The sequence below is a fragment of the Dethiosulfovibrio russensis genome (assembly GCF_021568855.1).
GTDB classification, from domain to species: domain Bacteria; phylum Synergistota; class Synergistia; order Synergistales; family Dethiosulfovibrionaceae; genus Dethiosulfovibrio; species Dethiosulfovibrio russensis.
The window spans coordinates 19,243-45,072 of record NZ_JAKGUG010000009.1; the positions used below are offsets into that span (position 1 = coordinate 19,243).

34 protein-coding genes and 1 tRNA gene are annotated in these 25,830 nt (G+C 50.2%); 13 read left to right on the top strand and 22 right to left on the bottom strand.

Going from position 1 to position 25,830, the window contains the following annotated elements:
• Window positions 1–53: 53 nt before the first annotated feature.
• Window positions 54–362, top strand: coding sequence for a type II toxin-antitoxin system RelE/ParE family toxin (locus L2W48_RS10075; RefSeq protein WP_236099802.1), 309 nt, complete (start codon window positions 54–56; stop codon window positions 360–362).
• Complete coding sequence (locus L2W48_RS10080) at window positions 355–636, top strand: addiction module antidote protein (protein ID WP_005659055.1); 282 nt, start codon at window positions 355–357, stop codon at window positions 634–636. The genes L2W48_RS10075 and L2W48_RS10080 overlap by 8 nt, the downstream gene beginning before the upstream one ends.
• A gap of 206 nt (window positions 637–842) precedes the next feature.
• Here L2W48_RS10080 and L2W48_RS10085 read toward each other — a convergent pair whose 3' ends face one another.
• From L2W48_RS10085 to L2W48_RS10155, 15 genes are all read right to left on the bottom strand, one after another.
• Window positions 843–1,328, bottom strand: a complete 486-nt coding sequence (locus L2W48_RS10085) for a hypothetical protein (protein ID WP_236099801.1) — start codon at window positions 1,326–1,328, stop codon at window positions 843–845.
• An 18-nt stretch (window positions 1,329–1,346) separates the two neighbouring features.
• Entirely contained in the window at window positions 1,347–1,520 is a 174-nt protein-coding gene (locus tag L2W48_RS10090; RefSeq protein ID WP_236099800.1) for a hypothetical protein, read from the bottom strand.
• A 4-nt stretch (window positions 1,521–1,524) separates the two neighbouring features.
• Window positions 1,525–1,761, bottom strand: a complete 237-nt coding sequence (locus L2W48_RS10095; protein ID WP_236099799.1) for a hypothetical protein — start codon at window positions 1,759–1,761, stop codon at window positions 1,525–1,527.
• A gap of 22 nt (window positions 1,762–1,783) precedes the next feature.
• Window positions 1,784–2,212 carry a hypothetical protein gene (locus L2W48_RS10100; RefSeq protein ID WP_236099798.1) on the bottom strand — a complete coding sequence of 143 codons (429 nt, stop codon included), beginning with the start codon at window positions 2,210–2,212 and terminating at the stop codon, window positions 1,784–1,786.
• Window positions 2,209–3,075 carry a helix-turn-helix domain-containing protein gene (locus L2W48_RS10105; protein WP_236099797.1) on the bottom strand — a complete coding sequence of 289 codons (867 nt, stop codon included), beginning with the start codon at window positions 3,073–3,075 and terminating at the stop codon, window positions 2,209–2,211. The genes L2W48_RS10100 and L2W48_RS10105 overlap by 4 nt, the downstream gene beginning before the upstream one ends.
• Before the next feature lie 4 nt (window positions 3,076–3,079).
• Window positions 3,080–3,370 (bottom strand): hypothetical protein, encoded by a 291-nt coding sequence (locus L2W48_RS10110; protein ID WP_236099796.1) that lies wholly within the window; start codon window positions 3,368–3,370, stop codon window positions 3,080–3,082.
• 83 nt (window positions 3,371–3,453) lie between these two features.
• Complete coding sequence (locus L2W48_RS10115; protein ID WP_236099795.1) at window positions 3,454–3,666, bottom strand: hypothetical protein; 213 nt, start codon at window positions 3,664–3,666, stop codon at window positions 3,454–3,456.
• Window positions 3,666–3,893 (bottom strand): hypothetical protein, encoded by a 228-nt coding sequence (locus L2W48_RS10120; protein WP_236099794.1) that lies wholly within the window; start codon window positions 3,891–3,893, stop codon window positions 3,666–3,668. Before L2W48_RS10120 ends, L2W48_RS10115 begins: the two co-directional genes overlap by 1 nt.
• Before the next feature lie 2 nt (window positions 3,894–3,895).
• Complete coding sequence (locus tag L2W48_RS10125) at window positions 3,896–4,087, bottom strand: hypothetical protein (protein WP_236099793.1); 192 nt, start codon at window positions 4,085–4,087, stop codon at window positions 3,896–3,898.
• The gene (locus L2W48_RS10130; RefSeq protein WP_236099792.1) at window positions 4,088–4,411 is read right to left on the bottom strand and encodes a hypothetical protein; all 324 of its coding nucleotides are present in this window, start codon (window positions 4,409–4,411) and stop codon (window positions 4,088–4,090) included. It lies immediately after the preceding gene.
• A complete protein-coding gene (locus L2W48_RS10135; protein WP_236099791.1) occupies window positions 4,408–4,746 on the bottom strand; it encodes a helix-turn-helix transcriptional regulator in 339 nt (112 codons plus the stop codon). The genes L2W48_RS10130 and L2W48_RS10135 overlap by 4 nt, the downstream gene beginning before the upstream one ends.
• Window positions 4,730–4,999: a hypothetical protein gene (locus tag L2W48_RS10140; protein ID WP_236099790.1), complete on the bottom strand. Its 270-nt coding sequence runs from the start codon at window positions 4,997–4,999 to the stop codon at window positions 4,730–4,732. The genes L2W48_RS10135 and L2W48_RS10140 overlap by 17 nt, the downstream gene beginning before the upstream one ends.
• Complete coding sequence (locus L2W48_RS10145) at window positions 4,996–5,187, bottom strand: hypothetical protein (protein ID WP_236099789.1); 192 nt, start codon at window positions 5,185–5,187, stop codon at window positions 4,996–4,998. The genes L2W48_RS10140 and L2W48_RS10145 overlap by 4 nt, the downstream gene beginning before the upstream one ends.
• 4 nt (window positions 5,188–5,191) lie before the next feature.
• The gene (locus L2W48_RS10150; RefSeq protein ID WP_236099788.1) at window positions 5,192–5,404 is read right to left on the bottom strand and encodes a hypothetical protein; all 213 of its coding nucleotides are present in this window, start codon (window positions 5,402–5,404) and stop codon (window positions 5,192–5,194) included.
• 50 nt (window positions 5,405–5,454) lie between these two features.
• Complete coding sequence (locus L2W48_RS10155; RefSeq protein WP_236099787.1) at window positions 5,455–5,691, bottom strand: helix-turn-helix domain-containing protein; 237 nt, start codon at window positions 5,689–5,691, stop codon at window positions 5,455–5,457.
• 160 nt (window positions 5,692–5,851) lie between these two features.
• On the opposite strand from L2W48_RS10155, the gene L2W48_RS10160 reads away from it, so the two are divergent.
• From L2W48_RS10160 to L2W48_RS10185, 6 genes are all read left to right on the top strand, one after another.
• Entirely contained in the window at window positions 5,852–6,571 is a 720-nt protein-coding gene (locus L2W48_RS10160) for an XRE family transcriptional regulator (protein ID WP_236099786.1), read from the top strand.
• 22 nt (window positions 6,572–6,593) lie between these two features.
• Entirely contained in the window at window positions 6,594–7,982 is a 1,389-nt protein-coding gene (locus L2W48_RS10165; protein WP_236099785.1) for an SNIPE associated domain-containing protein, read from the top strand.
• Window positions 7,983–8,168: 186 nt separating this feature from the next.
• Window positions 8,169–8,639 (top strand): hypothetical protein, encoded by a 471-nt coding sequence (locus tag L2W48_RS10170; protein WP_236099784.1) that lies wholly within the window; start codon window positions 8,169–8,171, stop codon window positions 8,637–8,639.
• 34 nt (window positions 8,640–8,673) lie between these two features.
• Complete coding sequence (locus L2W48_RS10175) at window positions 8,674–8,973, top strand: hypothetical protein (protein ID WP_236099783.1); 300 nt, start codon at window positions 8,674–8,676, stop codon at window positions 8,971–8,973.
• Between the two features lie 319 nt (window positions 8,974–9,292).
• The gene (locus L2W48_RS10180; RefSeq protein ID WP_236099782.1) at window positions 9,293–10,270 is read left to right on the top strand and encodes an AAA family ATPase; all 978 of its coding nucleotides are present in this window, start codon (window positions 9,293–9,295) and stop codon (window positions 10,268–10,270) included.
• Window positions 10,271–10,277: 7 nt separating this feature from the next.
• Window positions 10,278–12,755: a S8 family peptidase gene (locus L2W48_RS10185; protein WP_236099781.1), complete on the top strand. Its 2,478-nt coding sequence runs from the start codon at window positions 10,278–10,280 to the stop codon at window positions 12,753–12,755.
• A gap of 212 nt (window positions 12,756–12,967) precedes the next feature.
• On the opposite strand, the gene L2W48_RS10190 is transcribed toward L2W48_RS10185, so the two are convergent.
• Entirely contained in the window at window positions 12,968–13,672 is a 705-nt protein-coding gene (locus L2W48_RS10190) for a LexA family protein (RefSeq protein WP_236099780.1), read from the bottom strand.
• Between the two features lie 138 nt (window positions 13,673–13,810).
• Between L2W48_RS10190 and L2W48_RS10195 the strand changes: the two genes are divergently transcribed.
• Entirely contained in the window at window positions 13,811–13,999 is a 189-nt protein-coding gene (locus tag L2W48_RS10195) for a hypothetical protein (protein ID WP_236099779.1), read from the top strand.
• On the opposite strand, the gene L2W48_RS10200 is transcribed toward L2W48_RS10195, so the two are convergent.
• Window positions 13,986–15,521: a carbon-nitrogen hydrolase family protein gene (locus L2W48_RS10200; RefSeq protein WP_236099778.1), complete on the bottom strand. Its 1,536-nt coding sequence runs from the start codon at window positions 15,519–15,521 to the stop codon at window positions 13,986–13,988. The genes L2W48_RS10195 and L2W48_RS10200 overlap by 14 nt on opposite strands.
• 233 nt (window positions 15,522–15,754) lie before the next feature.
• Between L2W48_RS10200 and L2W48_RS10205 the strand changes: the two genes are divergently transcribed.
• Window positions 15,755–15,937: a type II toxin-antitoxin system RelE family toxin gene (locus L2W48_RS10205; RefSeq protein ID WP_236099777.1), complete on the top strand. Its 183-nt coding sequence runs from the start codon at window positions 15,755–15,757 to the stop codon at window positions 15,935–15,937.
• 281 nt (window positions 15,938–16,218) lie between these two features.
• Here L2W48_RS10205 and L2W48_RS10210 read toward each other — a convergent pair.
• The 5 genes from L2W48_RS10210 to ppk1 form a co-directional block, all read right to left on the bottom strand.
• Window positions 16,219–16,292 (bottom strand) — tRNA-Gln (locus L2W48_RS10210).
• A 38-nt stretch (window positions 16,293–16,330) separates the two neighbouring features.
• Window positions 16,331–17,626 (bottom strand): amidohydrolase family protein, encoded by a 1,296-nt coding sequence (locus L2W48_RS10215; protein ID WP_236099776.1) that lies wholly within the window; start codon window positions 17,624–17,626, stop codon window positions 16,331–16,333.
• A 29-nt stretch (window positions 17,627–17,655) separates the two neighbouring features.
• The gene (locus L2W48_RS10220) at window positions 17,656–19,218 is read right to left on the bottom strand and encodes a Ppx/GppA phosphatase family protein (RefSeq protein ID WP_236099775.1); all 1,563 of its coding nucleotides are present in this window, start codon (window positions 19,216–19,218) and stop codon (window positions 17,656–17,658) included.
• A gap of 15 nt (window positions 19,219–19,233) precedes the next feature.
• Window positions 19,234–20,172: a CHAD domain-containing protein gene (locus tag L2W48_RS10225; protein ID WP_236099774.1), complete on the bottom strand. Its 939-nt coding sequence runs from the start codon at window positions 20,170–20,172 to the stop codon at window positions 19,234–19,236.
• Between the two features lies 1 nt (window position 20,173).
• Complete coding sequence (gene ppk1 / locus L2W48_RS10230) at window positions 20,174–22,300, bottom strand: polyphosphate kinase 1 (protein WP_236099773.1); 2,127 nt, start codon at window positions 22,298–22,300, stop codon at window positions 20,174–20,176.
• 177 nt (window positions 22,301–22,477) lie between these two features.
• On the opposite strand from ppk1, the gene pap reads away from it, so the two are divergent.
• The 3 genes from pap to L2W48_RS10245 all read left to right on the top strand — a co-directional run bounded on the left by pap (window position 22,478) and on the right by L2W48_RS10245 (window position 25,805).
• A complete protein-coding gene (gene pap, locus L2W48_RS10235) occupies window positions 22,478–24,001 on the top strand; it encodes a polyphosphate:AMP phosphotransferase (protein WP_236099772.1) in 1,524 nt (507 codons plus the stop codon).
• A gap of 46 nt (window positions 24,002–24,047) precedes the next feature.
• On the top strand, window positions 24,048–24,635 hold the full coding sequence (locus L2W48_RS10240) for a DUF4412 domain-containing protein (protein WP_236099771.1): 588 nt from the start codon (window positions 24,048–24,050) through the stop codon (window positions 24,633–24,635).
• A 144-nt stretch (window positions 24,636–24,779) separates the two neighbouring features.
• On the top strand, window positions 24,780–25,805 hold the full coding sequence (locus tag L2W48_RS10245) for a ketoacyl-ACP synthase III (protein WP_236099770.1): 1,026 nt from the start codon (window positions 24,780–24,782) through the stop codon (window positions 25,803–25,805).
• Window positions 25,806–25,830: the final 25 nt, after the last annotated feature.

Below are 25,830 nucleotides of genomic sequence, written 5' to 3' on the forward strand. Positions count from 1 at the left end.
GTCCAGAAGGACCGAAGCTTGCATCTCTGTAGTTTATAAATTACAATGCAGACATGATAAAGATAACGCAGACCGAGACATACAAAAAATGGGAGGCCGATCTGAAAGACAGACGAGCCCAAAAGACGATAACGGCTAGGCTCTTCCGGGTAGCAAACGGACTCCTCGGTGATTGTCACCCGGTAGGCGAAGGAATCTCCGAATTGAGAATCCACTATGGTCCTGGTTATCGGGTCTACTTCAAACAAAGAGGAGAAACCCTGATCATCCTCTTGTGTGGCGGAGATAAATCCAGTCAGAGACAGGACATAAAGCAGGCTAAGGAAATAGCCAAAAATCTGGAGGTGAACGAACATGACTGAGAAACTCTATGATTATGATTTCGCCGAGCAACTCGACGACATAGAGGCTATAGAGATCTTCCTCGAAGACGCTTTCGAGACGAACGACCCGGGCTACATAGCTCAAGCCCTCGGCGTAGTAGCCAGATCCAAGGGCATGGGTGAAATAGCCAAAAAGACCGGACTATCCAGAGAACAGCTCTATCGAAGCCTAAGCGATAAAGGCAACCCCACATTGCAGACCCTTCTCGCCGTCCTGACGGCTTTGAATCTACACCTTAAAGTCACGGCATAGTTCAACTATGATCAATAGGAAAGATGCCCCGGCGCTGGGGCGTCGGGGCTTATCGGGAAATCCCGGGCCTGCACTCCCGGGCTCATGTCTTATCATGTCACAATACAATTATACCAACCTCTCAAGAATTAGCACCTACCTTATCGGGGACACAGTACCCCCCTTAGTGGGGCCATTAGTAGGGACAAAATCGGCACTTTTCTTCTTCACCAGTGCAAGGCCTGTTGAAACCTCATCGAAGCCAGCCGGGCTATCTGCTCCGGGATCTCCTGACGGCGACGGGATACCGTCTTCGGGGACACTCTGCATTTATCGGCAACTGCTTGAAGGGGGGACCTATCCCCAAGCCTGGAATAATCCGTTACGAAGGACAGATGAAGAACGAACATATCCCAGTCCCGAGGAGAAAAGGCCCTCACCGCTCTGGTGGCCTCGACAACATTATCCCAGCCGATCTCCTTCAACGTCCTGTCGAGCTCGTCGGTCTGTCCCACCTGGTCCAATAGTTGTGAGACCGACGAGTCTTTGCATATCCTCACGCCCAAGTCGTCATTTCCTCGCGCCGCCTCAATGAGAGGAAGCCATTCCAGCCCCGAAGGACACGCCACGTCACCCAGAAGGATAGGGATACCCTCCGGATGAAACTGAATAAGCAACTCTATGATTCCCGTCAAGGCGTCTCTTCGATTCATGGAATGCCCCCTCTATTTTCAGATCTTCGTTCTTTTTTCTCCTTCTATCATAGCCCTGGTCACCGCATAGCGGCACTCCCGACAGCCCTCAGGTCGCCAGGAGCACCCCATTCCGTATTCGTTCTTGGGCCAAGGGGCCCGACAGGCTACCACCTCGTCGGGATCCTTGGCATCGTACACTCCGGGGATCATGGAATTACGGCACCTTCTCTTCGAGCTCGAAACAAATGGTCAAAGCCACCGGAGCACCGTTAGGTCCTTCGTTGACGGGTTCGATAGCACAGACCGAAGATCCAAATACCCTATCGCCATAGGTCTTCTCGTCTCCGTCGACTGACGTGTCAACAGAACACTCTATCTCCGAGTCTAGCCACCTTTCGTCTTTGTCGACGTAACTGGCGATACGCTCCAATAGATCTTTTACCGTGCTCATTCTTCACTCCCTCCCATCCCCCTCACCACCGGAAGCCTCCGGAGGGAGATCCCGACGGGGCGTCTTTCTTGTCCCGCTCCTTCTTGGCATCCAGATACGCACCGCATTTCCCGCCGTAGTATTCGGGCACGAACACGCCCGAGGCATAGTGTTTGCCTTTCCAGTATTTTCTCATCCGGATCTCGCCCCTGTAACCGTAGTGAGGGCACTTAGCCGGATTGCTACAGCTGTCGCAGTGCTCTCCCCAGTCGACCAGGGTTTCGTAGTCGCAGAGTTCTTCCGGAAAGAGTTCCCGGGTTATGGGGCCTATGTAGTTCAGCCTTTTACGTACGTAGTCCACGACCCGGTTCCACCGCTCTTCCTCGGAGCGTTCCCTGACGGCTATGCCCCTACGGGCCAGCATTTCCCTCAGGTCACCGACGAGATCGGGACCGCAGGCCTGACGGATCATCGGCAGTCTCCTTCCTGGTGATATTTGCCCTCCCGGATCTTGATCCAGTTGGTTGCCTTTATCACCCAGTCGAAGTCGCAGAATCTGCCGTCCACCAGAAACTTGCTCTGAGAGACGTACAAAAAGTACTCCCGCCAGGTTTTCAGGTCGGCCCATGGCCAGGGAGGGGCTCCGGGGTCGCCTTTGGTTCTCCATCGGGATCTCAGGGTATTCTGCCTGGTCTCCGAGAGGATCCTGACGCCTCGCTTACCCATAGGGACCATCACCTCGTCCCAGAGATCGGCTATGGCCCTGTAGGGACAGGGAGGCGGAGTCTCCCCCGGTTGGGGTACGATCTCCTCCCCGGGCACGGGGTCGAGGGGAAGTCCCGCCGTGTCTTCGGCGGACTTGCCCACTATGTCTTTATCGTTCTTTGGTTCTAGTTCTATGTCTCTAGTTCTGTGTACGTCTGACGGACACCGGGGGTCCGCCTGGCGTACACCGGGGGTACGTGAGACGGACTGCGGGAGTCTTTCTGACGGACTCTCGGTGTCCGTTTGGCGGACTGCCTGAGTGGAATCGGCGCCTCCCGTAAGGATGTATTTGTTGACCGTCTGGAATGATTTGTTGGACTGGGTCACCTTCTGCAGGACTCCGAACTCCACCAGTATCCTGAGGCTCTTGAAGAGTCGGTCTCTGCTGCACTTCACTTTTTTGGCCAGGGTCTCCGCACTGGGAAAGCATTCCCTGCCCGATCCGGCGTAGGCGCACAGTACGGCGTAGGTGGCTTTCGCATAGGCGTCTATTCCTTCGTCCAGCAGTACGGAGATGTCCACCCTGGCGAACCAGAACTTTCGGTTGTCTATTACTATGTTGCGCTCCACATGGTCACCCCCTGTAGCTCTCCTCGACGGTGCAGCCTCTGATCTGGCCTCTGCGACGATGTCGACCGGACTTTACCGCCGGGTCGTGCTCCATCGCCTCGAAACAATCCTCGTGATACTTCCGGTCTACGAACCGGCTCCCTCTGATTCCCCCGACGTAAAACTCCAGAAAGACATACCTCTCGTCCGGGTAGATACTCCCTCCGCACCAGTCGCAGCGATGCTCCTTCCGAGCTACTCGGCGGACCTTCTTTTCCGGACGGATCGGCTTCGATTGCGTGGTGGTGCTTTCCATAAAGATCACGTCCTCTCCGTATATCTGCTTGTGCTATACTTGGAGGCAGGGAGTAGAGACCTCCCTGCCTTGCTTATTTGTCTTTAGATACACGCCCGTTCGGTTGCCGCCGAGCGGGTTCTTTTTTGACCCTCCGACACGTCCCCCAGGTAGATTTGTCCCGCCACGTCCTTGCCTACATCGAATCCATCTCTCAGCCTGTTGCCGCACACCTCGCAAATATCGGTGCATCTAGGCCCCAGGTACATGACCTTCCCGATGATCGACCCACAGATGGAACACCGGCGTTCGATCATCAAACCGCCTCCTCACCGCCGACTATTCCACCCAGGCGAGTCTCGATCTCGGCCAGATCCTCTTTCAGGGACAGGTTTTCATCTATCGCCCGTTCCAGTTTCTTTTGCTGACGGTCGAAGGCCCTGTCCTGAACGACAATAAGCTCCCTGGCCATCGCTACCTCACGCCTCAGTGCGTCACGCTCACGACGCATTTCCCGGAACGACTCTCCGAAGAACCGCCGCATTACTACGACCTCCCCGCCATGGAGTAAAGGACATCCGCCTGATCCAGGGTTATCTGATCTCGCAGACAGGACCGGATGTCACCGTCGATAACCTTCAAGAGAGTCCGCCGGGCGTAATCCCCCATGTTGACCTCGTACCAACGCCCCTTTCTGTAATGTCTCAGTTTTCTCTCGATTGCCTTAATCAACCTCATTCAACACACCGCCCTTTCCGCGGATCTCACTCGACGTTCCAGAGTGGCCACAAGCAATTCGGCCTTCTTTTGTCGTCTTCTGGCCGACGAATCCTTGTATCTCTCGACCAACCTAGCCGCATAATCCAGCTCGGCCCGTTCCAGCTCCAACCTGTCTCTGAGCTCCGCAAGCTCTCGACCTGCCGACATACGGCACACCACCGGGCAATTCATCGCCGCCCTGATTCGGTTCGCCTCCGCCTCGGCGGCGGCCTTTCGGCGATCGTTTTCCATCATCGTTTTCTGGTGCTTCATAACCTGACCGTTCCACCTTTTGCTTTTCATGCCGAACACCGCTTTTCAGCCACCAGACGGGCTTTCAACTGACGCAGTTCCTCCACATCCCAGGCAACACGGCGATCGGAAAGCCTATAGGGAGCCGGATAATCCCCCTTCTTGACGCCCTCCCACCAGGTAGACTTGCCTACCGGGAATATGGCCAGCACCTGTTCCAGACTCAGAAACAGAGGCTCGGGCCCCTTTTCAATACCGGACACGGCATCCGCAACCGCCTGTTCCAAAACGGGGCTCAACAGCTTTGCCGTCGACTTGGCCAGCAAAGGGGCGATCCCCTGAGACAGCTTTACGCAGAACCCCTGAAAATCATCGCCGAAGAACATGCGACATCCTCCTCTCCCGCCACCAGCGGACATCCATATCATTTAGCCCCCATTCCACAGGCTCATCCGAATGGATCCCTCGATCTCGGGTTTCGTCGTACAGATCGTAGATCGTGGCATCCTCCGGCATTCCTCTGGCGACCTCGACGACCGCTTTGGCCGTGTCGGCATCGGACATGGCCACCCACTTGTTACGCACCCTGACGACCGAACCATTGCGATAGGATCTATTTACCGGCCTCAGCCGCTTCATGGTTCCTCCTCCTTTCCATGTTTCACCGCCTTCAGCACCTCCCCGGCCAGGGGGACCAGGGCTTCCAGGAGATCCATAAACGCCTCGTTCTTCGGGTGGTTGATTCCGTCACCTACATCCAGCAGGAGATTCATGACCTCTTCCGGAGAATCGCATCGCTCGTACAGCTCTCCGATGGTTCGGATCAAATTGCTAAGACGGCACTGAACTCCCTTCTTGGATGCTTCCCACTCTCACGCCGATCGATCGAAGGAACCGTACTGATACCTCGATCTGCCTCGTCAGCGTCTCGATAAACACCTTTGTGTCCGCCTCGTCCGCTTGTCCATCCTCCAGATCCTCCAAAAAGGCCAGCACCTCCCCCGCTTCGTCACTCCTGAGATGAAGGTTGCCCAGCAGTTCCACAACCCCTCGGAGCTCCCCTACTAGAGACGCTACCCTAGGCGCCCCCGGGATCAGGCTGACACCTCCTCCTTCTCCCGGGGGAGGGGAGGGTTTGAACATTCCGGAGTAACAAACGTTTGCTTATACACCTTACCTAAAAGTTCAAGCTCATCGGCTCCAGGAATTCTATAACCCTTCTCGTAGTTTATGATCGTGTTCCTCGACAACCCCGTTCTGTTTGCCGCTTCAACCTGGGTCATACCAACTAAATCTCTCGCTGACTTCAAAACTTCGCCCCATTTGCTCATCTAAGATCACCTCCTCCCTTTCTCCTTGAGCACAATATCGTGTGCTTTACTGAGACAATACACCCTAAGCATACATACGTCAACCCAAAAAGCAAAAACACTTCTCCTTGCGTTTTGCCAACGATCGACGACAATTACATATAGATTGGGGTGTGAAATTATGGGGGATCTTCTAGCAGAAAGGATGAAAAGCCTAAGGACTCAGGCAGGCTTGAATCAAAAGGACTTAGCTGATATGACTGGGCTATCACGCAACACAATCATTAACTACGAGGGGAACAAGAGGAACCCTGACGCTAACTCACTTAAGCTGATTGCGCAGGCCCTGGGGACCACGTCATCATATCTCAACGGTGAAACAGATGACCCCGCCCCGCTAGAGCCACAAAACAAGGTAGAATCCAGAATTTTCAAAGACCCATCCCAAGTAGGAGAAAAGGTCTTGATGATCCCTATAGTCTCCGGAGTAAAGGCCTGCTGTGGGAATGGGAATCTGTATGCGCACGATGTCGAATGGGAAATGACCTCGGTCTACCCAATTCGAGAAAGCGAGTTGATCGGTTACAGCTGGCAGACGAAGGACTTCAAGATCATTGAGGTCGAAGGAGATTCCATGGCCCCCAGGATCGAAGACGGGGCGTGGCTACTCTTCGCCGCCGGAATAGAAGCTGAAAACGGCGATATCGTCGTCGCCATGTGCAACGGCAGGATTATGGTCAGGGGAATAGAGTTCGACAAGGAAGGAGGGATAACCCTAAGAGCGATAAACGAGAGCTATTTGGACAAGAAGGTACGTGAAGAAGAAGAGTTTTACGTGCTGGGAACAGTGATCGGAGAGGTGCCAAGGAAGGGGTTCAAGCTGATAGGGAAAATTTATTGACACAACATAGGGAGATGAAGGCATGTCAATAGAACTAGTTGTTATATTGATTGTAGCTATATCACTAGCATTCTTGTATTTATTGCAAAAACAACGGAAGCGACTTGACCAACTGTCAAAATACGAGCCGGTTGCAAACCTGGAAAAAGAGATATCTGACAAGAATAATGAGCTCAGCGCAAGACAAAAGGAACTTGAGGAAATCAAGAGAGAGACAGACCTCGCAGAAGAACGACTTAACGATACCCTTGCCGAGCTGCAAAAAGGCGAAGAAAAACTTGAGATACAATCCTATGGCATGTATGACCCCGAATTCGATTTTGAAACGTCGGAAGAATACAGGGCTCAGATAAAAGAGCTAAAAGAAAAACAAAAAAAGATGATAAAGAATAAGGTCGCGGTCTCAAGCGAAACTGGGTGGACTGTAAATGGAGACTACTCAAAAGGCGAGAAGATGATAGAACGAAACTCAAAACTTATGCTGAGAGCTTTCAATGGAGAGTGTGACTCAGCTATTTCAAATGTGAAATGGAACAACGCACCCCGCATGGAAGAGAGGATCAATAAATCATACTCAAGCATAAATCGCCTAGGCAAAAGCCACTCCATCCTTATATCAAATGAATATCTTCGTCTAAAAATTTCTGAAGTGCATGCTACTCACGAGTATCAAATGAAGCTATACGAAGAAAAGGAAGAGCAACGACGGATAAAAGAACAAATGCGAGAAGAACAGAAAGCACAAAAAGAAATCGAAAAAGCCATTAAAGACGCTGCCAAGGAAGAAGACCTGCTTCAAAAAGCAATGGACAAGATCAAGAAAAAATACGATCAAGCAAAAAACGAAGAAAAGAGCAAGCTGGAAGCAAAAATACTAGAGCTAAAAGAAAAATTAAAAGAAGTCGAAGAAAAGAACCAACGAGCTCTTTCTATGGCGCAACAGACGAAAAGGGGCTATGTCTATGTCATTTCCAACATAGGTTCCTTTGGAGAGAACATCTATAAAATCGGCATGACAAGACGACTTGAACCATTAGATAGGGTAAGAGAGCTAGGAGATGCCAGTGTCCCATTCAAATTCGACGTCCACGCTATGATATGGAGCGAGGATGCGCCATCCCTTGAAAGAGACCTACATAAACATTTCGCTTTCAACCAGGTAAACAAGGTCAACCATCGGAAAGAATTTTTCAACGCCTCTATCAAAGAAATCAAGGAAGAAGTCACGCGAATGGGGATAGAGGCCAAGTGGACCATGGCAGCAGAGGCAAGAGAATACCAGGAAACCCAAAGCATTAACCGTCTGATATCAGAAAACCCACAGGCAAAGGAAGCTTGGTTAAATCGTGAAATTTCCGTAGAAGATATTTCCATTTGGGATGACGGCGAGGACGAAATGGCTGCGAGTTAGAGCTCTCCATCCATCGAATCAAAGACTTTCACAAGGAGGTTCTTCGATGGGTATCGCCGGACGAGACGGCCGAAAAGCCTACGGAAGGTACCTTTCGGCCCGGAGAGGAAGGATACCACCGTCAGGGGTGGCGACTTGGTAGGAACCAACACATAAGAAAGAAAAAGGGAGGGACGAGGAACAACCATGAAAAAGCTTTTTACTTTGTTGGTGCTTACCATTCTCTTATTCTGCACCACAAAGGCATGTGCGGCCTTCTTGCCATTCGGACCGATAGGGTACGAACAAGCAGAGAAAATAGCCAAAGAAGCTTCTTCCAAAGACCCTGTAGCGGGGATCTACGAACTCACGAAGGGGATCTATTACCGGGGAAGGTTCTTGGTGCTCCCGAACAACTTGAAGGAGCGGCCAGAGGCTAAATATCTCGGCATAATCGTCAGGACGCAAAACCCATACGAGCCTCTTGGGGCCGTAAAGTTCTGGCTGACAGAGAAAAAGCCGCCAACTACGTTCCTCGCCGAGTACTACGATTTTTCCGCCATAGCTACTACAAAAGCCCAAGACAAAGTCACCCACATAACTCCAAGGCGGATAACGGTTCACCTAATGGGTCCAGTCAACTATCCACCTAATCAATTTATGAAGTTATACCCTTAAACACCTAAGTGTCCTAACACAAGGAGGTCCTTCGATGGCTATCGCCGGACGAGACGGCCGCAAAGCCTACGGAAGATACCTTTCGGCCCGGGACGGAGAAACACAGCAGGAAACGGAGAAAAAGAAGGGGCAGAGCGAGGAAGACCTAGAGACTCTGATGAAGATGCTGGCGGCGGAGGATCCGGACATCGACCTTAAGTTCCGCCACGTAGCCAAGAACGTCAGCAGGTTGGCCCCGGAAGATCGGGAGTTCCTGGCGACGCTCTTCAAAGCGGCACTGGGCAAGATTACGTTAGAGGATCAATACGGACGAGTACTGATAGGGAGGCAATAGAGGTAAGTTCCAAAGACCAAGCGCAGAAGGATGGAATGATAAACAACGGTACCAGGATCCGGGTGATGGCCCAAACCCTGTAGGGAAAGCAAAAATCGAATGGTGCCAAGGGAGAACTCGAATTGGTAATGGCACAAAAGAGCCTGGGAAGAATTAATATCTTTCTAGATAAAATCAAAAAAACAGTTTCCCAGAAGGAAAGAGCTTCTCTTGCTATTTACTTCCTCATATGGCATGATAGTATGTTTGTAAAAAGCCTTAGTTTTATTTTATTTGTGCGAGTATATGATCGTGTCAAATTATGGAGGATATAGCTATCATGGCAAATGCGGAACAGATAAAATCACTAATACGGTCTCACTTCAGCAACGAAAGAGAGCGATTTTATAGTATCGCTCTACAAGTTGCTGCCCATGAAGCTAAAAAAGGGCATATGGCTCTTGCTAATGATATTAGAGATATTATTTTAAAAGAAAAGAGCAAAAGTGGCCCTAATATTATATCTTTCCCCAAGGATCTCCGTGGCTTAGTTTTAACAGAAGAGCCTACTCTTCCACGGTCTTCTCTTGTTATGAGCAACGATCATAAGAAACGAATCGATCGAATTCTCCATGAATATAGCCAACAGGAAAAGTTGAAAGCCTACGGCTTAAAACATCGTAGAAAGATCCTCCTTATTGGCCCACCTGGAACAGGCAAAACAATGACAGCAAAAGTACTGGCTAAAGAGCTAGGGTTGCCTTTGCAAACAATACAGGTAGACCGTTTAGTAACAAAATTTATGGGGGAAACCGGCGCAAAGCTACGACAGATATTTGACCTAATCCAGCAAGAACTCGCCGTTTATTTATTTGATGAATTTGACGCTATCGGAGGAGAACGCTCTCGTGACGATGACGTAGGAGAAATGCGGCGTGTCTTAAACTCATTTTTGCAATTCATAGAACAGGATACTTCTGATAGTTTGATAGTGGCAGCAACCAACAACCCCTCGCTACTCGATCAAGCTCTTTTTAGACGTTTTGATGATGTCCTCTATTACGATAACCCTGACGAGAAGCAGAGAAAACAACTAATATGTAATGTTCTTGGGACTTTTGTCAATGCATCTTCGTTTAAATGGGACGAAAGCTTAAAACAAAGCGATGGGTTGAGCCACGGTGAAATTGATGGAGCATGTCGAGACGCCATAAAAGAAGCAATTTTATCCGACAAGGAGCTTGTCAAAGAAGATCGTTTGATCGTCATGATTCAAGAAAGGAAAGAAGCCAAGAGCGGCGGTGACATAAGGAGGTAATGGGTATATGCAGGTCAATCTTCCTCATCTCTTTATTAAAGACACAGCAAAAACACGAAAATTCACAACTCCCCCAAGAGATCACTCTAATGATCCCTCAAAAATAAGACCTGAACGTCAACGTGTTCCGCATGCAGATTTTCTTAAAAATAAATTTAACGAAGCCTGGCGAGAAGCCACAAACGCACAAATCGCGATAAATGCAACTGACCGAGAAGGTGTCTATTTAGAGTTCGGAGGAGAGGCGGGCTATGAACTCGCCACAAAATCACTTGAAGACCTTAAAGGATCTAAAAAAGCTCGTCTCCTTAATGTTAGAAAACTAAAGGAGAACGAAAACGACGATAACGAAACAACCTATGCAACTGTGTTTATCCCCAACAGAAAAAGGAGGAATTTTCTTAAAAAAATAAATAATTACCGTAACGACGGCAACACCAATGCCGCTCTTATAGAGACAATTTCCCAGATAAAACAAGTCGATTCAATTCAACCCTTTTGGCAAGATGACGTTAACTTGATTCCTGACGACAACCCCGTATGGTGTGAGGTTTGGCTAAGTTCCGACCTAGAAAGCGATGTCGCTGATTTTGAATCACTGCTTAAAAACCAAAGGATTTATTATGATTCTAATACCATTTTTTTCCCAGAAAGAGCGGTCAAATTAGTTAAGGCAAATCGAGCTCAACTGTATAGACTAATCCTTTTATCTGATCATTTGGCAGAATTTCGCCGTTCTAAAGAACTTTCCAGTTTTTGGGATAATTTATCCCCCCATGAGCAATCAGAATGGGCAAAAGAACTTCTCAGTAGAATACAAAAAAATGGGACTTACAATGATTTTTCCGTCTGCCTTTTAGATACAGGCGTCAATAATGGACACGTATTGCTCTCTCCAATATTAAAAGACAGCGATTGTCAAGCAGTAACACCAACCTGGCAAAGCAACGACTCTAACGGACACGGGACCTCTATGGCAGGAATCGCCGCATATGGGGACCTAAGCAGTGCATTGGGAAACAACAATCCTGTACTTCTTAGCCATTGCCTCGAATCAGTAAAAATAATCCCCCCTACAGGAGGAAACGACCAAAAACTATGGGGAGCCATCACTAGTCAAGGAGTCAGTTTAGCGGAAATTCAAGCTCCAAATCGTAAAAGAATCTTCTGCATGGCAACAACAGCTAATGAAACCAGGAACCCAGGTAGGCCTACTTCCTGGTCGGCTGAACTAGACCAAATTACTTCCGGTGCAACAGACGAGCCCCAAAGGTTATTAATAATTAGCGCAGGGAACTGCAACGATTACATGCCTTATTATTACAAACAATGCAACGCTGTCGTGAATGATCCCAATCAATCTTGGAATGCTATAACGGTTGGAGCTTACACTGAAAAAAGGGAGATAAAAGACCCCACTCTTTCAGGATACATTCCTATGGCACCATATCGAGGATTATCTCCCTTCAGCACAACCTCTTTAAACCAGTCTTGGGGAACAGAATGGCCCTTAAAACCGGATATATTGATGGAAGGTGGAAACCTAGCCTGCGGCTTCAATAATTCTGTGTGTCAGTGTAACGATTTAATGGATCTGTCTACATATCATCAACCAACCGTAGCACAATTCACACCCTTTGGGATGACAAGTTGTGCAACAGCAAAAGCCGCATGGTTTGCTGCTCAAATTCAGACACAATATCCGAACTATTGGCCAGAAACGATTCGTGCTTTGATGGTTCATTCGGCCCAATGGACCGATCAAATGATTCAGGATTTTGGAAATGGCATGAAAAACAAAACTGACGTTCGCAGATTAATTAAAGTTTGCGGTTATGGCGTTCCAGATTTGCAAAAAGCACTATATTGCGCATCAAATTCTTTGACCTTAATAGCCCAAGAAAAAATCCAACCTTTCCAAAAGAGAGGCTCAGCAGCACCATCCACAAAGGATATGCACTTTTACGAATTACCTTGGCCTAAAGAAGAGCTTGAGAGTCTCCAAGACATGCCTGTTGAAATGCGTGTGACCCTCTCTTATTTTATCGAGCCTGGCCCAGGAGAAAGAGGATGGAAAGATCGATACCGTTACCCTTCACACCTTTTACGATTTGAATTGATATCCCCTAATGAATCAAAGAAGGAATTCCTTTATCGTATAAATAAGGCTGACCGGAACGAGGCGGATAGAAATACACAAACAGGAAGCCCAAGCGACCATTGGAAAATCGGCTCTAATACTAGGGATAAAGGCTCGCTTCACTCAGACATTTGGCAAGGCACAGCGGCTGAACTCGCATCATCAAACTTAATGGCGATTATCCCTCGTATTGGTTGGTGGAAACAGCGTGCAAATCTGATGTGTTACAACAAAGAAACCCGTTATTCTCTTATCGTTTCCATAACTACACCGTCGCAAGAAGTGGATATATACACTCCTGTTGCCAATAAGATAGCTATAGCTACGCCGATAAGTTTAACATGACAAACAATATCAGTGGCTACAAAAGTGGCTACTAAATCACCTACATCCTTGCAATAGGCTAAAATATGGCTGTCACACCCTCCGCCAATAGCATATTCGTAGCCGTCCGGGAGAGTCCAATACCCGGACGGCTACTGTTTTTAATGAAAAAAGGCCCCGAGGATACCCGGAGCCTTCCATTCGGAAGTCCTGGGGAAAGGGCCGCAAAGGCCTTAAGCCCCTCTTTTAGGCTTACCTAACGTCCTGACTACCTTACCTATTATCTGGAATAGCCCTTCGTCTATATCTTCCACGGAAAAGGATCTGGGAGGGTATCTCAAGGAGGACGATCGTATCTCCGCCGCTCCGTTTCTCTGCCAATAGACCCATTTGACCGCCCAATCGCCGTTTCGCCCGAAGCTTACCAAAGCGGGGTCGCCATCGTACACCTCTTCCTCCGGATTTACCACGACTTGACTTCCATCCAAAATTCCGGCCTCTTCCATGCTATCTCCCTCCACCGTGATTATGAAGGGACGACGATCGGCGTTCACCGATACGGTTCCCAACAGCTCGCCGGGAAGCATTATAGAGTCCTCCGCATCTGCATAGACCTCGGCCATTCCACCTATGCCGTTTCCAGCACAGGCCACTGCTGTATCGTCGAGAATGGGAACGTCTATCCACTGAGAAAACGAGAGCTTTCCGGTAGACCCCCTGTGCCCGGAGCTTTTTCGATCTCCCTCTCCACTTACGAGATAACCTACGGAACACCCCAAAACGGAGGCTAAGTTTTCCCAAGTCTCTATGGAGAGACCTATTCTATCGTTTTCGACCTGACTTACGGTGTTTTGCTTTACCCCCGACAACCTGGCCAGCTCGGTCTGAGTAAGACCCTGATCTTTTCTGACCCGGCGCAATCTCTCCCCTCGAGTCATAGCATCACCTCCAAGGTTTATATCGAACTCTATTATCCATCAAACCGATATTTTATACAACCCCGCCCCAAAGATATCGGTTGACACGATGAAAAAGACGTCGTAATATCTGTATAAAAGATATTTGGAGGTGATCCCATGGACAGAGGCACCATAAAACTGATAGTAGAAAATGGGCATTTCATAGGATACGACATCAACCATAAAAAAAAGGTCCGCCGAACCGTGCTCACTGCACAGGCTATGGCGGACAGAATTCTGGAACGAGAGAGCTCGGGGTTCTTCGAAAAAAAGGGCCCTATGGTGGCTATGCCTACCGGTTCCTGAAGATATTATCCTCGGGAGATCTGTCTAAAAGCACGTCCGTACCGGGAACTACCGATTTTTCTCTGGATAAACATAGAGGACATAGTGCCGATATCATTTGATCTTCGCCTACAAAAGCCTGGGATAAAACGGCTCCGTCGGGAGACGCAATAAGACTTCCTCCGACGGATGCAGAAGCTGCGGCTACCACAAACAGTTTATTCTCCGCCGCTCTGCTTCTGGCCAGATGCTCCGTCATAGGCCCATCAGGGGCAAACCAAACGAGTATCTCCGCCCCCTCGATCGCCTGTATTCTAGAGATCTCCGGCACGTAACCGTCCTCCTCGATCAAGATTCCCCAGGCTCCTATGTCGGTTCGAACCACGGGAACCGCATCTCCCAGACCATGGCCGTGGCTACCGAGAGAGACATTACAGACCTGGCCATTTTTGATCGACCACGAGATCGGCCCTTTAGGACCGTTTTCTCGGGCAAAGACGATCCACATATTTTCATATGACCGAGATAAATCCAGCAGAAGCTCCATCGCTAAGGACTCCATCTCATCTGAGTCTGGCAGCGGAGACAGGACCAACAGATCGGCTCTCTGAAGCCAGGCCTGGCGGACAAAGCTCTTTACCCTATTCAATACGACCAGTGAATCCCAGTCCAATTGAGCCAAAGAGACCATAACCACAGCGGCTTCCCCTTGAAAAACAGGGAATTTTTCCTCGATCAATGTGCCACAGATACCCTCTTTGAGTGGGACCATGCTGAGACAGTTGGACAGATCGATTTCCTCCACCAGCACACCTGGATCCTTCGATTCCAGGGCGGCTACAGAGCGACCTGAAGGATCGTATATGCCAGATCTTCCACAGTAGACGACCGATCGGTTTTCCATGCCGGATTTGTTGGCCATAGCTATCCAGACACAGTTTTCAAAGGCCCTTACCGGTAGCATGAAATTTACCTGCTGATTTAAAAGCAAATCAGCATCCTTTCCAGAAGATGTAAGGTTGGCAAGATCCAATATCAGATTTGCCCCTTTACGGGACAGATTACGAATCACTTCGGGATTTCTGGCATCAGCACATATCAAAAGTCCGATCTTGCCCCAAGGGGTATCGGCCAAATCGTAGGAGTGAGCTTTTTTGAACCATCGATCGTCGAAATGCCACAGAAAACGCTTGCCTTCCTCCAGAAGGATCTCCCCATCCGGATCGATGAGGACCGCTCCGTTTATCCAGCTTCCGTTTTTGTGAAGTGCCAGACCTACGGCCAGATAAACTCCGTTTTCCATGGCGGATTCCCTGAAGCTTTCCAGAGCCCTTCGAGATTCATCCGGAGAGTCAGGATCCTCGGCCCAGCGATCCAACACATATCCCGGGAAAACAGCCTCGGGAAGGACCACTATCTGAGCTCCAAACCCAGAGGCCTCTCTTATGCCATCGAGGGCTTCCTTTAAGGACTCTTGCCTTTCCTCCACGTCTCTAGCTCTCAGTTGAACACAGGCGATCTTCAACCTCTTAGAAGTCGACATCATCGCACCTCCTCTTCGTGTATGGTCGTGAACCTACAAAACCATATTACACTATCGTCGAAATAGGGAGTCCATATGCTAGCCATAAGGCTAGACGAACAGCTGGCATGCTCGTAAGTCCATCGAGAACTATCTGGACGACATGGAAGACTGCTATCTCGCTGCTGAAGCTATGGCCTTGAGCAGGAAAAAAGGGGCTAAGCCGTTAAGTTCAGAAGAAGTGAGGCTTGAGCTTGACTTGGACGATTGAGTACGACGTTGCCGCAGTAAAAGGCCTTAAAAATGTAGGCAAACTTGGATATTATTGGCGTTACAGGGTCGGTGATTACCGTCTGATATGCTCGATCGAAGATAGCAAAGTCACCATCCTGGTGGTGCTTATAGACCACAGGGGAGACGTGTATAAAAAAGGATAGAGAGGCCCGGTGCGCAGAACTCCGGGCCTCTTCTTTTTTCAATAAGCCTCACCGGCTATATGCCGAAAAGTATTTCATGATACAGCATCCTCTTGGTTACAATGAGGGTATGACAAAAGCCCCACCTTCAACCCTGTGGCGACAGGGAAAGATGGGGCTTATCACAATGGATCATGTCACGACTGACCATGACTAACCTATTAGCTATTATGCAAATCCGTCGTTGTTGGAGGGCTTATCTGATTTAATCAAAAGCCCTAAACTGTTGGTATCACAGGCATTGGCTGCCCCGCCTGGATTCGAACCAGGATCGACGGAACCAAAATCCGTTGTGCTGCCTTTGCACCACGGGGCAAAAAACACATCGCAAGGGGTATTATAGAGTAGAAACGGCTAAATTTCCACCGTCTCTCTCATCTTCTCTATCTCCTCGCTCAGAGGTGCCTCCACGTCGGACTCCAGATCGAGCTTTACCAGTCGACCGTCTCTCACTACCTGGGAGGCTCCGACGAAAAGATGGACCGTCTTTCCGTCCTTATCATCCACCCTGAAATCGCATAGACGACCCGGTCTGAGAGGTCCTATCTTTCTATTTCCGAAGGCAAATGTCCCCTTCCCTATCTCATCGATCACGGAACGCGAGACAACCCCGTCATATCGATCCTTAAGGAAGGATCTCTCGTTCTCCAACGACAGATCGTCGTTGCTAGCCTCTCCATCGGTTCCGAGAAACAGGGGAATAGAGGAATCGACCAGGGCTGGAAGGTCGGTAAAACCGACTCCGACCCTATCGTTCATCCTGGGATTCAAGACTGCGGAAATCCCTCTATCGGCCATCAAGGCCCTCTCCGTTTCGTCCACCCAACAACAATCGGACACTATCATTTTATCAAGACCAGGTACCTTGCCTGAACTCACCAGAGAATCCAGGAACTCCACAGGACGACATCCATAACTATCAAGGGATATGTCGACATCTCCCTTGTCCTCCGATAGATGAAACTGGACGGGACGATCCAACTCGTAGCCGACACGGAGGGCGGTCACGATAGCGTCCTCGGTGGAACCGTGCATGCTGTGAACTGCCGGCGCGACCACGACATCGGATCCCTCAAGCTCCATAAGCTCCCTGAGATATCTCTCTCCGTCCTCGACGGTCTCGTAATACCCCTCTTGGGACCTTCTCTTTCCCTCATAGGCGTCCTTGGATATAACATCGTAGGTCATCCTGCCGAAAATAAGCCTGATCCCGACGTCCCTTGCCGCCGCTATGACCTCTCTATCGTACAGGTTTCCCCTGCCGTTATGCAGGTAGAAGGAGACCATGACCGTCGACGTACCGTAAAGGGCCATTCTGGAAAAAGCCCTTCGGCATGCCAGTCGAACCTGCCTGGGAGTGAGGAAGGGACTGTAACGGTAAATGGTGTTACGACACCAGGTACCCAGATCCCAGGCGGGATCGACCATATCGACATATATGGATTGTTCCGGATGAGAATGAGCGTTGAACTGTCCCTGTCGAATCACGGCATCGGGATGGAATACCCTTACGGGAACCGACCCGGAAACGGTCAACTCTCCCCATCCTACCGCCTCTATCCTATCGCCATTGGCCAATACGTAGCCACGATCGATACGTCCGTCAAGCTCTAGATAACCTACAAAAAGTCGTCTATTATTCAAAATCATTCCCCCATCTCCATCAGAAGATAAGGATATTATACCGCTAGAAGTGAAAAAGTTCGCCCGAAAATTTTCTTAAAATCCGTCATATCCCTCTCGACGGCCCATCTCTCCAGCTCCCACTCCTCCGGCTCTCTCAGGCTCAAGGATAGACGAATCCTCTTCCCCTCGCTCTCGAATATGGCCCCCTCGATGATAGACCGATGGCTCCTGTCCATGCTCTCGGCCATCCTCAAGAAAACGCCGCATTTTCTTACTACCGCGATTCCCCAGCCATCGAGACAGGAAATCATGGGGTCGTTTTTTTTAGGCCTCTTCCCTCTGTGATAGTTGACCAAAGAGGACATAATCTGAAGTTCCATGTCGGTAAAACCCAACAACTGGGCGTTTCTCACGATATACGCGCCGTGGTGATGGTGATCGCTGAAGGAAAGGAACATGCCTATATCGTGCAGCAAAGAGGCATAATAAAGAAGCTCTCTCGCGCCTGCACCTAGATCGTGGAGCCCTAAATTCCCGGAACTGTCGAATAGATCCAAGGCTAGTTTGGCGATATGCCTTCCGTGTCGTTCGTCGAACCCACATGAGCGCCCCAGCCGAAGAACGCTCTCCTCCCTGATGGAAAGTCCCTCGATCAGACCGTGTTTCACTAGGTAATCCTCGAGCATACCGTTTCTAAGGCTTCTGTCGGTCACGGTAACCCTGTCGAGGCTGAGCTCCTCCATGACGGTCTCCATGATAGCCGCACCGGTTATTATTATGTCCTTTCTTCGGCTGGACACGCCCTTTACCTTTTCCCTCTCGTCGGCGGACATAGGACATAAAACTCGAGAGACCTTTCTCAACGCGTCCAGGGGCAGGACAGGACCGTCCACGGGAACGTCTATCAAGTCGGGAAAAAGCCCGGCGGCGATTTCCTGTAGATGTCTAGCCGTTCCGGATGACGCGAAGACCCTCTTGAACTGAGACGATCTTATGTGTTTTAAAGAGCGGATTCCTCGTCCTCTTACGTAGCGCTTCATGTCCCTGTAGAGTTCTTTCGAGACAGGACCAACATAGTCGGAGGGGAAAAAATCGTTATAAAGCCTTATAGTCCCGGCCTTTAGGGAATCCAGAAAGGAAAAATCATTCTGTCCTCCCAGGATAAGCTCGGTACTTCCTCCGCCAATATCTATAAAGAGAGCTTCGTCGTTACCTAGATGGTAGCCTCTGGCCACTCCCAGGTGTATAAGCCTGGCCTCCTCCAGTCCCGATATAATCTTCAGATCGAGACCAGCTTCTTTTTTAACCCTGTTGATAAAGACATCGGCGTTTTCCGCGTCCCTCGTGGCTGAGGTAGCTACGGCCATAACGTCCGAGACTCCCAGGCTCCGGGCTAACTGAGCGAAGCGACTCAGCACCAGGATCGCTCTATCCATGGCATCTGAAGTTAACATATTAGTCTTGAATTCGCCCTCGCCGAGGCGAACCGACTCTTTTTGATCCGACAGCACGTGGAAAACTCCGTCGTTACGCAGAGAGACGACCAAGACCCTGGCGGAGTTCGTCCCCAGATCTATAAAAGCGGCTCTCCTGTCGTTTGCCTCTCCCGGCCCCATCGAGCCACCTCCTCCTTAGATTTCGTCTCCTAACAAACCGTTCCAAAACCGATCTTCCGAAAGTCCTTGCCACCATTCCATAAAAACGACCTTCTCGGAGGAAAAACGGTCTGTCAATGAATTCCGAAAGGCTTTCACGTCCGATTCGATCTTGCGAAATCCCCTGATATGGCCGAAATAAACCCTGGTCCTCTCCTTTTCATCCTCCAGAAAGATCGGCAGCCACTCGATCCAGAGGTCCAGATCGTGGATAAGCCCCAGTCTATCCTGCATCTCCTTCAGGATAGAGATGGACTTTTTGAAGCCTCCCCCTGTGGCAGGATCGTAGATCTCCATGGTATAGCGAAGTTTTTTGCCGTCTTTTCTCAGGCGATGCCACGACTCTCGGTTGTATCCGCTTCGCACGAAGGCATCGTGACCGACGACCCGCAACGTCCTGTCCTCCAGAGCCGAGTCTATCCACACCCTGGGGAAATCGTCTTCTCTGCCGTCGTCCAGGTAGCTTTTACCCATCAGAGGCCTTAGGCGATCGCTCACCGCATCCCAGAGATTCCACCGAAGGGAACTTTCGACGACATCCAATAAAAAAGGATTCAGGGCCTCCCTCCTCTGCCTCAGTCTTAGAGAAAGTCTATCGATACCGACTGTTCCATAGTAGCCACATTTCCCCTCGTCGGAGAGGAACTCCACCCTCACGTCCAGGTCTCTGGCCTCTCCCAATCCTCTGCCGAGATCCCTGAGTTTCCTTCTCCATCCCTTGATATCCGACTCGGAGAACAGCCCATCCATGAGCTCCAATACCGATCGAATCCTTCTGGTAGCCACTCTGGCCTTATGAAGCCACTCGACGTCAGAGTCTCTCGACAGAAGTTTTTCCGAACTCTCCCTCAGCTTCTCCATATGGTTCAGCAGAATTCTGCCACAATACGAGTCGTGTCTCTCTCGCTCTTTCATGTCACTCATCCTCCAAAACGGGGTTCCAACCCTCTCGATGGTCCATCATCCATCTTTGAGAGTCGAAGGGATGTTCCTCATCCGAACAGGAGACCTTGACATAGCTTCCGTCGGAAAGGAGCTCCCAGGCGTTGGCCGTGTCTTCCAGATGTCTCATCAATAGGTCGTCCACAAGAGATCGACGGAGATTAGGATCCTCTATGGGCGTCAGTACCTCGACCCTTCTGTCCAGATTTCTGGGCATTACATCGGCACTTCCTATAAAAAGTTCATCGTCACCTCCGTTTCGGAAATAGAACATCCTGGCGTGTTCGAGAAACCGTCCAACCAGGGACGTAACCCTGATGTTCTCGCTGATACCTGGCAAGCCGGGTCTAAGACAGCATATCCCCCTCACCTGGAGATCCACCTTGACCCCTGCGATGGAGGCGTTGTAAAGGGCTCTGATGCTTCTAGGATCTACCAGCTGATTCATCTTAAAGGCGATATACCCGTCTCCATCGCTCTTTTGTCTCTCTATCTCCCTGTATATCCTGCTGATTATTCCTTTTCTAGTCGTCATAGGGGAGACCAGAATTTTTCTGTAGTCTTGCTGGTGGGAGAAGCCGGTCATAGCGTTGAAAAGCTCCGTGACGTCGGCACATATGGCCGAACGAGAGGTAAAAAATCCCAGATCGGCGTATACCTTGGCGGTCCCAGGATTGTAGTTGCCCGTACCTATATGGACGTAACGACTGAGCCTGTTCTGTTCTCTTCTTATGACCAGACATAGCTTGGCGTGAATCTTAAACCCCAGCAGACCGTAGACGACGTGTACGCCGGCGTCCTCGAGCGCTTTAGCCCACACTATGTTCTGCTCCTCGTCGAACCTGGCCTTTAACTCCACCACGACCGTCACCTGTTTGCCGTTACGACGGGCCTCCATCAAAGCCGCCACTATGGGAGAGTTGGAGCCGGTCCTATATAGGGTCTGCTTTATCGCCAGTACGTTCGGATCCGAAGCGGCACGCCTTATGAAATCCAAGACTGGGGAGAAGCTATCGTAGGGGTGATAGAACACCAGATCCCTTTTCTTTATCTGAGGAAGTAACGGTTCCACTCCCGATAGTGGATAGGGCAACCTGGGGCGAAAGGGCTCGTCCTTCAAGTCAGGCCTGTCCAATCCGACCAACTGCATTATACGGGACATCCCCATCTGTCTCTTACATCGGATGACCTGCCACTTCTCGAGGTGGAGCCGTCCCATCAGGAAATGGCGCATCTCCTTTGGCATGTCGGAGGAGATCTCAAGTCTTACGACGTTGGCGAAATGACGCCGTTCGACCCCTTCCACCACGGCCTCCATGAGATCGCCTGCATCGTCCTCGGCGATCTCGATATCGGCGTTTCTGGTGATACGGAACAGATGGGCCTCCAAAACACGGTATCCGGGAAAAAGCGTGTCTATATGGGCTTTTACCAGCTCCTCTATCCAGAGAGACTCTCCACCGCTCCTGAAAGTGAGTCCCAACTTACGGTAAACGGAGAACTCGCTGCCGGTAAGAACTGCTACAAAAGGTTTAAAACTATCAGGAACCTTTACCCTGGCGAAGTGAATGGCCTCGCCGGGATCCTGAAGCATAACGAGAAAGTTAAGACTCAGATTGGAGATCTTGGGAAAAGGCCTTCCAGGGTCTATCGCCATAGGGGTTATAACCGGAAAGATCTCCTTTATGAAGTACCTTCTCAGACCTTCTTTGACGTCCTCGGAGATCTCGGCGTAATTTTTGATCGGAATTCCCTTTTCCAGCAGCTCGGCCTTCAGATTATCCCAACAGCTGTCCGCCCGATCCAACAGATAAGACAGCCTGGAACGTATTGCCATCAGCTGATCAGCCGGAGACAGCCCATCCACCGAGAGCTCCTTGACCCCCTCTATGTATTGCTGTACCAGTCCGGAAACGCGGACCATAAAAAACTCGTCCAGGTTGTTATGGAAGATGGACAGAAACTTGACCCTTTCAAGAAGAGGGTTATCTCTGTCCATGGCTTCGACCAGAACCTTCTCGTCGAAATCTATCCAGTTGAGCTCTCTGTTGATATATAGATCGGGGTTGTGTAAATCGGGCAGATTTTTCGAATCGGACATATGTATCCTCCCTCTCTCGTCAAAAGGACGATAAAAAAAGCTATAATAAAAATACCGCTATAAATAGAACTAGGCTATCGAACTCTCTGTGTCAAGGGCTGGGAACTTAAAACAGTCTACAGCCACATCGATAAATTCAACGTTACAGAGAGGTAAAAATGAAGGAGGTGCCCCGAGATGTTAGACAAGATGGATCTTTCCAGAAAGCTTACCAAAGAGGAATTCTCCGACATGAAAGACGACCTCACCAAGAGGCTGGGAGAGCTCCAAAGAAGACAGAGAGATGCCGATATCCCGGTAATGGTGGTCTTCGAGGGATGGGAGGGATCCGGTAAAGGGGCCCTCATGAACGAGCTTATATTGCCCCTGGACCCCAGAGGTTTTTCGGTATACAACGTGACGGACACGATAGTCTCCGATAAATTCTACCCTCCTATGTACCACTTTTGGAAGATGCAGCCTCAGGGAGGGAGAATGGCTATCTACAACCGCTCGTGGTACAGAGAGGCGATGGACTCATGGCGGTTGAACGAAAAGGACGGGGCTGCCCTTATGGCAGAGAAGATGGAGGAGATAAGATCCTTCGAAAGACAGATCGTAAACGGCGGAACCCTGCTGATAAAGCTGTTTCTCCACATAGACAGGTCGGAGCAGAAAAAAAGGCTGAAACGGCTGAAGAAAAACGACCTGGCCCAGGAGGTCCGGGACAAAGAGGGCCTCAACGCCTACAAAGACTACGACGACATAATGCCGGTGATGGAGACCATCATAAGAGAGAGCGATCGAGCCTACGCTCCCTGGACGATAGTGGAGGCTCACGACAGGCGATTCGCTACGGCTAAGGTCCTGTCCACCGTAGCCCGGGCGCTAGAGGAGCACCTGGACAGAATGAGTCCTGCTTCCGTTCACGTAGGACAAACCGAGACCAGCGATCTGGAGGAGAAAATCGACACCCCGACGGTTTTATCCAAGGTCGACCTGTCTCTGGACATACCGAAAAAAGAATACTCGAAAAAACTCTCGTCCCTTCAAGAGAGGGTAAGAGAGATGGAATACGCCCTATACCGGGAAAGACGGCCGATGATAGTGGCGTTCGAGGGATGGGACGCAGCTGGCAAAGGGGGCTGCATAAAGAGACTCACCCAGAAGATGGACCCCAGAGGCTATCAGGTAATCCCGGTAGGAGCCCCCAACGACCTGGAGAAAAAACACCATTATCTATGGCGATTTTGGGAGGCTTTTCCCAAAGCAGGTCACGTGGCCATATTCGACAGAACCTGGTACGGTAGGGTCCTGGTGGAGAGGATCGAAGGGCTCTGCTCTCCTATAGACTGGAAGAGAGCCTACAGCGAGATAAACGAGATGGAGAAACAATGGCACGATTTCGGAGCGGTGATCGTGAAATTCTGGCTTCAGATAGACAAGGAAGAACAGTTGAATCGTTTCCAGGCTAGAGAAGAGGACGAGGACAAACAGTGGAAGATAACTGAAGAGGACTGGCGAAACAGGGAAAAATGGGACCAATACGAGAAAGCCGTTGAGGAGATGCTGTGGCGCACTAGCACCACCTACGCCCCCTGGACTATCGTCGAGGCCAACTCGAAGCTACACGCCAGGATAAAGGTTCTCCAGACCGTTCTCGACGCCGGACTAGAGGCACTGGGACCGAAGGCCCTGTCGAAAAAGACAGAATCGAGGTAACATCCATCCGAACCTCATCGAGGACAAGACAAAGGAGGCAACCCAGTTGAGAAAAACGGTCATATCCATAACCCTGCTGATATTCGTTCTGATAGCGACTTCCGCCCAGGCGGCGGAGTACTCGGCCACCATGGTCACGAAGAGTTCGGAAGGGACCTTCAAAGCCAAGATATTCGTCAAGGGGAAATGGCACCGACACGAACAACCGGAGGCGGTAATCCTTTTCGACGAGGAAACAGGCAAGACCTACTCCATAGTACCGGCAGAGAAAATCTACATCGAGATGGGAGAGGACGAGGAAAGCGAGGAAAGCCAATCGATACTCAACTCTCCAGAGGATCTGAAAATGGAGGTAGGACAGACCATCTCCGACGAGGACGGGAAAATAGAGAGGCTTCCGTCGGAGACCGTCGGAAAGTATAGATGCGACGTATACAGACACACCCCCCAGGAGGAGGACTTCGGACCTTCCACCATATGGTTCTCACCCAAACTCGAGACCGCCGTCAAGGCCATGTCGGAGACTCCTATGGGGACGATCACAATGGAATACGTCGATATAAAGGAAGGACCTCAGGACGAAAAGCTGTTTACCATACCCGAGGGTTACAGTAAAATGGAGCTCAATTTCTGAGATCATCGGACCGGAGCCTTAGGCTCCGGTTTTTCGTCGAAGTATTTCAGACCAGGTACTATGAATAGGCGCTTTTTATCGTATAATGATAACTCCCCATAGACCCAAGAGGTTAGAGACAAGAGTAAAAAAGGAGGAATCATCGTGGAGAGAAGAGAAGCCGCGATAGCTCATGTAAGTTACCATTTGCCGGAAAGAAAGCTGACGAACCGGGATCTGGTGGAGGAATTCGGGACCTGGACGGAACACAAGATAAAGAGCAAGACCGGCATAGACGAAAGGCGCATAGCAGGAGAAGACGAGACAGCGTCGGTTCTCGCAACCGTTGCGGCGGAGAGGCTTTTCCAGGAATCGGGAATTCCTCGGGAATCGGTGGATATGCTCCTTCTCTGCACCGAGACGCCGGATTACATAATGCCTTCCACCGCCTGTATCGTCCACGATAAGCTGGGGCTAAGGAAGGACTGCGGCGCCCTGGATTACAACCTGGGATGCTCCGGCTACGTCTACGGACTTTACATGGCCTCGGCCATGGTCAGATCGGGTATGGCCGAAAAGGTGCTCCTTATCACCGGAGATGTCCTTACCAGATACGTCCATCCCGGAGACAAGAGCACCAGGACGATCTTCGGAGACGGATTTACTGCGACCCTGGTGTCCTCCGAACCGAAAGAAGTTCCCGGAACCATAGGCAGTTTCGTCCTCGGAACCGACGGAACCGGACACAAGGATTTAATAATCCCCGCTGGTGGAACGGTTTCTCCCTGTTGCGAAGAGACCAAGGAGCTGTACACGAACCGATACGGGAATTCCAGGACCAAGGAAAACCTGTATATGAACGGACCGGAGGTTTTCGCCTTCGCTGTCAGAGAGGTTCCACCGGTGATAGAGAGATGTCTCGCTGACAACGGGATCTCCATGGAAGAAATCGACCTGTTCGTCTTCCATCAGGCGACCCACATGATGTTGGAAAAACTGCGAGAGATAATGGAGATACCGGAGGAACGATTCGTCGTGGACATGGAGGAGACGGGGAACACCGTCAGCTCGTCGATACCCTTGGCTTTGAAAAGAGCTCAGACCTCTGGGAGGTTGAAAAAAGGCGACACCGTCCTCGTCTGCGGTTTCGGAGTAGGCTACTCCTGGGGAGCCACGGTTATCCAAATGTAACAGATGAACGAGGCGTGGTTCCTCG

Coding starts and splice junctions, on each gene's coding strand:
- L2W48_RS10130 (WP_236099792.1), bottom strand. CDS start 4,411: ATGAAAAGCAAAAGGTGGAACGGTCAGGTTATGAAGCACCAGAAAACG.
- L2W48_RS10085 (WP_236099801.1), bottom strand. CDS start 1,328: ATGAATCGAAGAGACGCCTTGACGGGAATCATAGAGTTGCTTATTCAG.
- L2W48_RS10200 (WP_236099778.1), bottom strand. CDS start 15,521: ATGTCGACTTCTAAGAGGTTGAAGATCGCCTGTGTTCAACTGAGAGCT.
- L2W48_RS10185 (WP_236099781.1), top strand. CDS start 10,278: ATGCAGGTCAATCTTCCTCATCTCTTTATTAAAGACACAGCAAAAACA.
- L2W48_RS10220 (WP_236099775.1), bottom strand. CDS start 19,218: ATGGGGCCGGGAGAGGCAAACGACAGGAGAGCCGCTTTTATAGATCTG.
- L2W48_RS10180 (WP_236099782.1), top strand. CDS start 9,293: ATGGCAAATGCGGAACAGATAAAATCACTAATACGGTCTCACTTCAGC.
- L2W48_RS10160 (WP_236099786.1), top strand. CDS start 5,852: ATGGGGGATCTTCTAGCAGAAAGGATGAAAAGCCTAAGGACTCAGGCA.
- L2W48_RS10110 (WP_236099796.1), bottom strand. CDS start 3,370: ATGGAAAGCACCACCACGCAATCGAAGCCGATCCGTCCGGAAAAGAAG.
- L2W48_RS10195 (WP_236099779.1), top strand. CDS start 13,811: ATGGACAGAGGCACCATAAAACTGATAGTAGAAAATGGGCATTTCATA.
- L2W48_RS10095 (WP_236099799.1), bottom strand. CDS start 1,761: ATGAGCACGGTAAAAGATCTATTGGAGCGTATCGCCAGTTACGTCGAC.
- L2W48_RS10075 (WP_236099802.1), top strand. CDS start 54: ATGATAAAGATAACGCAGACCGAGACATACAAAAAATGGGAGGCCGAT.
- L2W48_RS10155 (WP_236099787.1), bottom strand. CDS start 5,691: ATGAGCAAATGGGGCGAAGTTTTGAAGTCAGCGAGAGATTTAGTTGGT.
- L2W48_RS10215 (WP_236099776.1), bottom strand. CDS start 17,626: ATGATTTTGAATAATAGACGACTTTTTGTAGGTTATCTAGAGCTTGAC.
- L2W48_RS10120 (WP_236099794.1), bottom strand. CDS start 3,893: ATGCGGCGGTTCTTCGGAGAGTCGTTCCGGGAAATGCGTCGTGAGCGT.
- L2W48_RS10165 (WP_236099785.1), top strand. CDS start 6,594: ATGTCAATAGAACTAGTTGTTATATTGATTGTAGCTATATCACTAGCA.
- L2W48_RS10140 (WP_236099790.1), bottom strand. CDS start 4,999: ATGAAGCGGCTGAGGCCGGTAAATAGATCCTATCGCAATGGTTCGGTC.
- L2W48_RS10080 (WP_005659055.1), top strand. CDS start 355: ATGACTGAGAAACTCTATGATTATGATTTCGCCGAGCAACTCGACGAC.
- ppk1 (WP_236099773.1), bottom strand. CDS start 22,300: ATGTCCGATTCGAAAAATCTGCCCGATTTACACAACCCCGATCTATAT.
- L2W48_RS10170 (WP_236099784.1), top strand. CDS start 8,169: ATGAAAAAGCTTTTTACTTTGTTGGTGCTTACCATTCTCTTATTCTGC.
- L2W48_RS10225 (WP_236099774.1), bottom strand. CDS start 20,172: ATGAAAGAGCGAGAGAGACACGACTCGTATTGTGGCAGAATTCTGCTG.
- pap (WP_236099772.1), top strand. CDS start 22,478: ATGTTAGACAAGATGGATCTTTCCAGAAAGCTTACCAAAGAGGAATTC.
- L2W48_RS10100 (WP_236099798.1), bottom strand. CDS start 2,212: ATGATCCGTCAGGCCTGCGGTCCCGATCTCGTCGGTGACCTGAGGGAA.
- L2W48_RS10125 (WP_236099793.1), bottom strand. CDS start 4,087: ATGAGGTTGATTAAGGCAATCGAGAGAAAACTGAGACATTACAGAAAG.
- L2W48_RS10090 (WP_236099800.1), bottom strand. CDS start 1,520: ATGATCCCCGGAGTGTACGATGCCAAGGATCCCGACGAGGTGGTAGCC.
- L2W48_RS10115 (WP_236099795.1), bottom strand. CDS start 3,666: ATGATCGAACGCCGGTGTTCCATCTGTGGGTCGATCATCGGGAAGGTC.
- L2W48_RS10135 (WP_236099791.1), bottom strand. CDS start 4,746: ATGTTCTTCGGCGATGATTTTCAGGGGTTCTGCGTAAAGCTGTCTCAG.
- L2W48_RS10190 (WP_236099780.1), bottom strand. CDS start 13,672: ATGACTCGAGGGGAGAGATTGCGCCGGGTCAGAAAAGATCAGGGTCTT.
- L2W48_RS10175 (WP_236099783.1), top strand. CDS start 8,674: ATGGCTATCGCCGGACGAGACGGCCGCAAAGCCTACGGAAGATACCTT.